An 8,792-nucleotide genomic window follows, 5' to 3' on the forward strand; every position below is an offset into this window, starting at 1 on the left:
GCGGCTGGTGCGGTTGGGGTTCCTGGCTGTCGCGCTGGGGTTCGGCGGGTGGGCCGTGGCGTCGCAGTGGGATGCCGTGGCCGAGGGGTTCGCGGCGCTCAGCTGGCCGATGCTCGGCGGGGCGCTGGTGGCCGTGGTGGCGGCGCTGCTGGGGGCGATGCTGACGTGGCGGACGCTGCTGGCCGACCTGGGGTCGAAGCTGCCGCTACGGCCGGCGGCCAAGGTGTTCTTCGTGGGCCAGCTCGGCAAGTACATCCCGGGCACGGTGTGGCCGATGCTGGCGCAGATGGAGATGGGCCGCGACCTGGGCGTGCCGAGGGCGCGCAGCGCGGCGGCGTTCTTCCTGATGATGCCGATCCAGCTGGCCACCGGGCTGCTGGTGACGCTGGTGACGCTCGGGTGGGAGCGGTTCGGGTGGTTGCTGCTCCTGGTGCCGGTGCTGCTGGTGCTGCTGGAGCCGAAGGTGATCAACGCGGTGATCGGCTTCGGGCTGCGCAGGTTGCGGCGGGAGCCGCTGGAGCGGCCGCTGACCCGGCGGGGCATGCTGGCGGCGCTCGGCTGGGCGGTGGCGGGGTGGACCTGCTACGGGGTGCACCTGTATTTCATCACCCCGGATGTCGGGCTGGTGTTCGCCGTCGCGGCGTTCGCGTTGTCGTGGTGTCTGGGCATCATGACGTTCGTGGTGCCGGCGGGGGCGGGGGTGCGCGAGGCGGCCATGGTGGTGGCGCTGGCGCCGGTGATGGACAGCGGGCGGGCGATCGCGGTCGCTCTCTGCTCGCGGGTGGTGATCGTCGTCGGTGACCTGATCTGCGCCGGCCTGGCGGGAATCGCGGCACGGCGCGACTCAGTGTGATTTGGGCCACGATTTAGGGGACGCTGGTCATAAGCTGAACGAAGAGGGGGACCTGAGAGTCCCGACGTTGATCTTGAGGGGAGAAGATCTACGTAATGCCTCGAGTGCTCGTCGACGCGGCGGCGGTCCCGGCCGACCGCGGTGCGCTGATCAGATACGTGGACGGTCTGGTGTCGGCTCTCGACCGGGCGGGAGCCGATCTGGCGGTGGTCTGCCAGCGGGCCGACGCCGAACGCTACACCCGGCTCGCGCCCACCGCCCGGATCATCCCGGGCCCGGTGTCGATCACCAACAGGGCGGCCCGGCTCGCCTGGGAGCAGACAGGGCTGCCGCTGCTGGCCCGCCAGGCCGGGGCCGAGGTGATCCACGCGCCTTACTACTCGATCCCGCTCCGCTCGGGCCTGCGGACGGTGGTCACGGTGCACGACGTCACCTGGTTCACCCAGCCGGACCAGCACAGCGTGGTCAAGGCGTCGTTCTTCCGCTCGGCCACGCGCACCGCCGTGCGCCATGCCAACCGGGTCATCGTGCCGTCCAAGGCGACCAGGGACGAGCTGGTGCGGCTGCTCGCCGCCGACCCGACCCGCATCGACGTCGCCTACCACGGCGTCGACCAGGCGCTGTTCCACCCGCCGAGCGAGGCCGAGGTGCAGGGGGCGGCCAGCCGGTTCGGCCTGCACGGCCAGTCGTACGTGGCCTTCCTGGGCGCGCTCGACCCGCGCAAGAACGTGCCGAACCTCATCCGGGGCTTCGCCCGCGCGGTCGAGGGCCTGTCCGAGCCGCCGGCGCTGGTGCTGGGCGGCGGCGTGCACGAGGACGACGTCGACGCCGCGTGCCGGGAGGTCGAGGCCACGGTCAAGGTGGTGCGGCCGGGGTTCCTGCGGGGGCCGGATCTGCCGGGGTTCCTCGGCGGGGCGCTCGTGGTGGCCTTCCCGTCCAGCAGTGAGGGGTTCGGGCTGCCGGTGCTGGAGGCGATGGCCTGCGGCGCCCCGGTGCTGACCACGCAGCGCACCTCGCTGCCCGAGGTCGGCGGCGACGCGGTCGCCTACACTGAGCCGGACGCCGACAGCATCGCCTCCGCGCTCGCCCAGCTCCTGGCCGCGCCGGAGCGCAGGGCGCAGCTGCGGGAGGCGGGGCTGGCGAGGGCCAGGGAGTTCACCTGGGAGGCGTCCGCGGAGGCGCACCTCAGCTCTTATCAACGCGCAGTCGAATAGTTGGGTACCCTCGCACAGTTATGGAGAGCTCTTTGCCAGATCTAGAGGCGATCCTCCTGGTCGGGGGACAGGGCACCCGCCTGCGTCCGCTGACGCTGGGCACGCCGAAGCCGCTGCTGCCGACCGCCGGAGTGCCGTTCCTGGCCCATCAGCTGGCGCGGGCGCGCTCGTTCGGGGTGCGCCGGATCGTCTTCGCGACCTCCTACAAGGCGTCGATGTTCGAGCCGGTCTTCGGTGACGGGTCGGCTCTGGGGCTCTCGCTGGAGTACATCACCGAGGAGACGCCGCTGGGCACCGGCGGGGCCATCCGCAACGCCGCCGAGGCGCTGTCGTCGGGGCCGGACGCGCCGGTGCTCATCCTCAACGGCGACATCCTGTCCGGCCACGACATCGGCGACCAGGTGCGCACGCATCTCGCGCGGCGGGCGGCCGTGACCCTCCATCTCACCGAGGTGGAGGATCCGACCCGGTTCGGCTGCGTGCCCACGGACGACGACGGGCGCGTGACCGCGTTCCTGGAGAAGACCCCCAATCCGGTCACCAACCGGATCAACGCGGGGTGTTACGTGTTCACCCGGTCGGTGATCGACCAGATCCCGCGTGACGAGGTGGTGTCGGTCGAGCGCGAGACGTTCCCGGGGCTCATCGAGTCGGGGCGGCTCGTGCTGGGCTATGCCGACCGCACCTACTGGCTCGACGTCGGCACGCCGACCGCGTACGTCCAGGGCTCGCGCGACCTGGTGCTCGGCCGGTTGGCGTCGCCGGCGCTGCCCGGGCCCGCCGGCGAATACCTGGCGCTCGACGGCGCGCTGGTGTCGCCGGAGGCGAAGGTGCAGGGCGGCACCGCCGTCGGCGCCCGCACGGTGGTCGAGGCGGGGGCGACGGTCGTCGGTTCGGTGCTGGCGGACGACTGCGTGATCGAGGCCGGCGCGGCCGTGACCGACTCGGTGCTGGGGCGGGGCGCGCGGGTGTGCGCCGGCACGGTGGTGCGCGACGCCGTCATCGGCGACGGCGCGGTGGTCGGGCCGGGCAACGAGCTGCAGGCCGGGGTGCGGGTCTGGCCGGGCGTCGAGCTCCCCGAACGCGCCGTCCGCTACTCGAGCGACGTCTGACCCGCCCGCGCTCGTGCCGCAGACCGGATCCGGCCCGCTCGTTCCCGTGCCGCAGACTGGAGGGGTGAGGGAGCGTAGCTGGGCGCCCGGCGGGCCGCTGGACGTGGCGTCGGCGCTGGCGGCGCAGAGGCGCGGCGGCGGCGATCCGGCCTGGTGCCGCACCTCCGACGGGGCTGTCTGGCGCACCTCCCGCACCCCCGACGGGCCGGTCACGCTGCGGGTGACGGTGGCCGGCGGGCAGGTGCACGGGCGGGCGTGGGGTCCGGGCGCGGAGTGGATGCTGGAGTCGCTGCCCGCGCTCGTGGGCGCCGACGACGACGTCTCGGGGTTCACGGCGCGACACCCGGTCCTGCTCGATGCCGTACGGAAGCACGCCGGGTTGCGCATCGGCCGCACGGGCCGCGTCATGGAGGCCCTGGTGCCCGCCGTGCTCGAACAGAAGGTCGTCGGCCAGGAGGCGTGGCGCGCCTGGCGCTGGCTCCTGCGGCATTACGGCGAGCCGGCGCCTGGCCCGGCGCCCGACGGGATGCGGGTGATCCCCGAGCCGGGGGTGTGGCGCGAGATCCCCTCCTGGCACTGGCATCGGGCCGGGGCCGAGGCGGTGCGCGCCCGGACCGTCGCCAACGCCGCCTGGCACGCCGACAAGCTGGAGGCCGCCGCCACCAGCGAGGAACTCGACCGGCTGCTGCGCGCGCTGCCCGGCGTCGGCGTGTGGACGTCCGCCGAGGTGCGCCAGCGGGTCTTCGGCGATCCGGACGCCGTCAGCGTGGGCGACTTCCACCTCGCCAAGATCGTCGGCTACGCGCTGACCGGGGAGAAGACCGACGACCCGGGAATGCTGCGGCTGCTGGAGCCCTACCGGGGCCACCGCCACCGGGCGGCCATGCTCATCACGCGCACCGGCCTCCGCCCGCCGGCGCGCGGCCCTCGGATGCCCGCCCGCGACTACAGGTCCTTCTAGAAGCCCTGGGTGCGGTACGAGAACCCAGCGCATCGTAGTGTGCCGCTATGAGTCTTGTCAGTGATTCCGCGTTCCGCCGCGCGCTCGCCCGTGCCCGTGACGGCAAGGCGCTCGACGTCGCCGAGGCCACCGTGCTGCTGCAGGCGCGCGGTGACCACCTGGACACCCTGCTCGACCACGCCTCCCGGGTACGGGACGCGGGGCTGGCCGCCGCCGGTCGCCCGGGGGTGATCACGTACAGCAGGAAGGTGTTCATCCCGCTGACCAGACTGTGCCGGGACCGGTGCGGCTACTGCACGTTCGCGACCGCGCCGCACAAGCTGGAGGCGCCTTTCCTCAGCCCGGACGAGGTGCTGGAGATCGCCCGGCAGGGCGCGGCGATGGGCTGCAAGGAGGCGCTGTTCACGCTCGGCGACCGGCCGGAGGACCGCTGGCACCAGGCGCGGGAGTGGCTCGACGCGCACGGCTACGACGACACGCTGTCGTACGTGCGGGCGATGGCGGTGCGGGTGCTCGAGGAGACCGGGCTGCTGCCGCACCTGAACCCGGGCGTGCTGAGCTGGCGTGACCTGCAGCGGCTCAAGCCGGTGGCGCCGTCGATGGGCATGATGCTGGAGACGACGTCGCGGCGGCTGTTCGAGGAGAAGGGGCAGCCGCACTACGGCTCGCCCGACAAGGACCCCGCGGTGCGGCTGCGGGTGCTGGAGGACGCCGGGCGCAGCAACGTGCCGTTCACCACCGGCATCCTGATCGGCATCGGCGAGACCGTCGAGGACCGGGCCGAGTCGCTGTTCGCGATCCGGAAGGTGGCGCGCGAGTACGGCGGCGTCCAGGAGGTCATCGTGCAGAACTTCCGCGCCAAGCCGGACACGGCGATGCGCGGGCTGCCCGACGCGGATCTGCAGGAGTTGGCCGCGACCATCGCCGTCGCCCGGCTGGTGCTGGGCCCCAGGGCGCGGGTGCAGGCGCCGCCGAACCTGGTCGACGCCGAGTACGCGCTGATGATCCGGGCCGGCATCGACGACTGGGGCGGCGTGTCGCCGCTCACCCCCGACCACGTGAACCCGGAACGCCCCTGGCCCCAGATCGACGAGCTGGCCGCCAGGACCGCCGAGGCGGGCTTCCTGCTGCGCGAGCGGCTGACCGTCTACCCGGAGTACGTCCGGGCCGGCGAGCCCTGGCTGGACCCCCGTGTCATGGCCCACGTGGCGGCGCTGGCCGACCCGGAGACCGGGCTGGCCAGGCAGGACGCGGTGCCGCGAGGGCTGCCCTGGCAGGAGCCCGACGGCGGGTTCGCCGCGTCGGGCCGGGTGGATCTGCACGTCGAGGTGGACACGACGGGCCGGACCGGCGACCGGCGTGACGACTTCGACGACGTCTACGGCGACTGGGAGGCGCTGCGCGACCGGCTGCCGGCCGGCCCGGGGCGGAGCGCCGTACCGAGTGAGGTCAGGCAGGCGTTGCGGGCGGCCGCGCAGGACCCGGCGGGGCTGAGCGACGAGCAGGCCGTGGCGCTGCTGTCGGCGGACGGCGACGCGCTGGAGGAGCTGGCCGGGATCGCCGACGAGCTGCGCCGCCAGGCCGCCGGCGACGACGTGACGTACGTGGTCAACCGCAACATCAACTTCACCAACGTGTGCTACACCGGCTGCCGGTTCTGCGCGTTCGCCCAGCGCAGGACCGACGCCGACGCCTTCACGCTGAGCCTGGAGCAGGTCGCCGACCGGGCCGAGGAAGGCTGGCTGGCCGGGGCCACCGAGGTGTGCATGCAGGGCGGCATCCACCCCGACCTGCCCGGCACCGCGTACTTCGACCTGGCCAGGGCGGTCAAGAAGCGCACGCCGGGGATGCACGTGCACGCGTTCTCCCCGATGGAGGTCATCAACGGCGCCAGCCGGACGAACCTGTCCATCGAGGACTGGCTGCACGCGGCCAAGGAGGCCGGCGTCGACTCCCTGCCCGGGACCGCCGCCGAGATCCTGGACGACGACGTGCGCTGGGTGCTGACCAAGGGCAAGCTGCCCGCCAAGGAGTGGATCGAGGTCATCACCACCGCGCACCGGGTCGGCATCCCCACCACCTCGACCATGATGTACGGGCACGTGGACAACCATCTGCACTGGGTCAGGCACATCAAGCTGATCAGGCGGCTGCAGGAGGAGACCGGCGGGTTCTCCGAGTTCGTGCTGCTGCCGTTCGTGCACACCAGCGCGCCGATCTACCTGGCCGGCGTCGCCAGGCCGGGCCCCACCGCCCGCGAGAACCGGGCCGTGCACGCCCTGGCCAGGATTCTGCTGCACGGCGCCATCGCCAACATCCAGTGCTCCTGGGTCAAGCTGCAGGACGACCTGTGCCGCCAGGTGCTCCGGGGCGGCGTGAACGACCTCGGCGGCACCCTCATGGAGGAGACGATCAGCCGGATGGCCGGCTCGGAGAACGGCTCGTACAAGACCATCAGCGAGCTGCGCGCGATGGCGGAGGTCACCGGGCGGCCGGTCCGGCAGCGCACCACCGAGTACGGCGTGCCGAGCGCGGAGCGGCTGGCCGCCTCCGCCGCCAGCGACGGCGTGTGCCAGAGCGTCAGGCGGGTACTGCCGCTGGCCTAGATATAACAAGTTCTACTGCCTCTTGCGCCCGCCGCGGGAGGCGCTGGGACAATCGACACCTTCCTTCAAGAGAGGTGCACCGTGCGGTTAGGGCGACACCGCGCCGGGCTGTCTCCCAGGCAGAGACGGCGGCAGGCGCTCCAGCGCGGCATGCTGGCGGGCGCTGCGGCCGTGGCTCTGCTGGCCGCCGGGGTCGTCCTGGTGACCGGCGGGGCCGGTGCGCTGTGCTCCGCACGAGAGCCTGTTCTGGTCGACGTGGCGGCGGCGGTGGACGTGGCTCCCGCCGTGATGGAGGCGGCGGGGCGCTTCAACGAGACGCGCGCGAGCGTGGGCGGGCGCTGCGTGCTCGTCCAGGTGACCGAGCAGCCTCCCGCCACGGTGCTGCGCACGGTGATCGGCGAGCGGGCGGGCGTGCTGGGCGAGCGGCCGGACGGCTGGATCACCGACTCGTCGGCGTGGATCCGGCTGGCCCGCAAGCAGGGCGCGCGGTCGCTGCCGGCGGGCGAGCGGGTGGTGGCGACCTCGCCGCTGGTGTTCGCCACCCGGTCCTCGCTCGCCGAGCGCTTCGCGGTGGGCAACACGGAGATGAACTGGCGGATGGTGTTCCCGCCGACCCTGCGCGGCCGGCTGACGCCGACCGAGGAGGAGCCCGACGTCGTACGGGTGCCGGATCCGTCGCTGGCGGGGGCCGGGATCGCCACGGTGGCCGCGGCCCGCGACGTGGTCGGCGCCGGTCCCGAGGCCGACAAGGCGCTGACGGCGTTCGTGCGGTGGGCGCAGGCGGGGTCGGCGCCCGACTACCGCAGCATGCTGGAGGCGGTCGACGACCGCACGTTCTGGGAGCGGCCGGTGGTCATCGTGCCCGAGCAGTCGGTGCGCGAGCACAACAGCCGAGGCCCGTCCGCCGACCCGGTCGTCGCCCTGCACCCGCGCGAGGGCACGATCACGCTCGACTACCCGTACGTGGTGACCGCGACCGATCCGGCCGTCGCCGAGGCGTCCACCGCCTTCGCCGGCTGGCTCGGCGAGCCGGAGGCGCAGGAGATCGTCCGCCGGGCCGGGTTCCGGTCGGGCGACGGCACGCGCGGGCCGCTCGCGCCCGGCCCGGACGCCACCCCGAGGGTCCGGCCCTCGGTGTCGCCGGAGGACATCGACGAGGCTCTGCGCGCGTGGAGCAGGCTGGCGCCGCCGACCAACATCCTGGTGCTGAGCGACACCTCCAAGCACATGGCCGAGCCTCTCGGCGACACCACCCGGGTCGAGGTGGCGCTGGCCGCCGCCAGGACGGGCCTGGCGCTCTTCCCGAACTCGACGCACATGGGCCTGTGGGAGTTCGCCGACCGGCTCGGCGGGACCAGGGACTACCGGGAACGGGTGAGCCTGGGGCCCATCGACCAGCCCGAGAGCGGCGAACTCGTCAGGCGCGGCCGGCTGAACGAGCTCACGGCCACGATCACCGCCCACCCCAAGCGTGACAGCTCGCTGTACGACGCGATCCTGAACGGGTTCCGCGAGGTCGAGGCGTCCTACCGGGAGGACATGAACAACACCCTGCTGGTGATCACCGCAGGGAAGGACGACCGGGGCGGCATCTCGCAGCCGGACCTGCTGGCCGAACTGCGCGAGGAATGGGACGCCGACCGGCCGGTGCAGGTCATCGTCATCGCGTTCGGCAAGGGCGTCGACCGCGACGGCCTGACGGCCATCACCTCGGCCACCAACGGCTCGCTCCACGTGGCCCAGGAGCCCGGCGAGATCATCGACGTGTTCCTCGCCGCCCTGGCCCGCCGCCTGTGCCACCCGACCTGCCGGCCGGGGGCCTGAGAAGGGAGCGCCTCGGTGGGCGGGCGCCCCCTTCGGTCCGCTCAGGTCAGAGCCTGGCCCACAGGGCGGGCACGTTCGGCGGCTCCCAGCCTGCGATGGCGGTGTGCGCCTGCAGGCAGCGGTAGCCGGCGCCGCCGTAGGTGACCGTGGAGCCCGGCGTGTACGCGGTGCCGGCCGTCCAGGTGCCGCCCGGAGGGTCGGTGGGCGGGTCGGTCGGCACCG

The 8,792-nt window shown here is 73.3% G+C and carries 7 protein-coding genes; 6 read left to right on the forward strand and 1 reads right to left on the reverse strand.

The window, feature by feature from the left end; translation table 11 throughout:
• The 6 genes from ADY59_RS45340 to ADY59_RS45365 form a co-directional block, all read left to right on the forward strand.
• Window positions 1-853, forward strand: an 853-nt coding sequence (locus ADY59_RS45340) for a lysylphosphatidylglycerol synthase domain-containing protein (RefSeq protein WP_156326138.1), incomplete at its 5' end; no start/stop codon positions are given.
• A 95-nt stretch (window positions 854-948) separates the two neighbouring features.
• A complete protein-coding gene (locus ADY59_RS45345; protein ID WP_049576949.1) occupies window positions 949-2,067 on the forward strand; it encodes a glycosyltransferase family 4 protein in 1,119 nt (372 codons plus the stop codon).
• A gap of 32 nt (window positions 2,068-2,099) precedes the next feature.
• The gene (locus tag ADY59_RS45350) at window positions 2,100-3,179 is read left to right on the forward strand and encodes a nucleotidyltransferase family protein (RefSeq protein WP_231619200.1); all 1,080 of its coding nucleotides are present in this window, start codon (window positions 2,100-2,102) and stop codon (window positions 3,177-3,179) included.
• Between the two features lie 64 nt (window positions 3,180-3,243).
• Window positions 3,244-4,140, forward strand: coding sequence for a DNA-3-methyladenine glycosylase family protein (locus ADY59_RS45355; RefSeq protein WP_049576951.1), 897 nt, complete (start codon window positions 3,244-3,246; stop codon window positions 4,138-4,140).
• Between the two features lie 47 nt (window positions 4,141-4,187).
• Window positions 4,188-6,746, forward strand: coding sequence for a bifunctional FO biosynthesis protein CofGH (locus ADY59_RS45360; RefSeq protein ID WP_049576952.1), 2,559 nt, complete (start codon window positions 4,188-4,190; stop codon window positions 6,744-6,746).
• Between the two features lie 81 nt (window positions 6,747-6,827).
• On the forward strand, window positions 6,828-8,570 hold the full coding sequence (locus ADY59_RS45365; RefSeq protein WP_231619201.1) for a substrate-binding and VWA domain-containing protein: 1,743 nt from the start codon (window positions 6,828-6,830) through the stop codon (window positions 8,568-8,570).
• A gap of 46 nt (window positions 8,571-8,616) precedes the next feature.
• On the opposite strand, the gene ADY59_RS53815 is transcribed toward ADY59_RS45365, so the two are convergent.
• Window positions 8,617-8,790, reverse strand: coding sequence for a carbohydrate-binding protein (locus ADY59_RS53815; RefSeq protein ID WP_331459591.1), 174 nt, complete (start codon window positions 8,788-8,790; stop codon window positions 8,617-8,619).
• Window positions 8,791-8,792 lie beyond the last annotated feature (2 nt).

The organism is Nonomuraea sp. SBT364 (assembly GCF_001083785.1).
GTDB lineage: Bacteria > Actinomycetota > Actinomycetes > Streptosporangiales > Streptosporangiaceae > Nonomuraea.

Excerpts from the sequence above, each read along its gene's own strand:
- ADY59_RS45345 (WP_049576949.1), top strand. The coding sequence starts at position 949 with ATGCCTCGAGTGCTCGTCGACGCGGCGGCGGTCCCGGCCGACCGCGGT.
- ADY59_RS45360 (WP_049576952.1), top strand. The coding sequence starts at position 4,188 with ATGAGTCTTGTCAGTGATTCCGCGTTCCGCCGCGCGCTCGCCCGTGCC.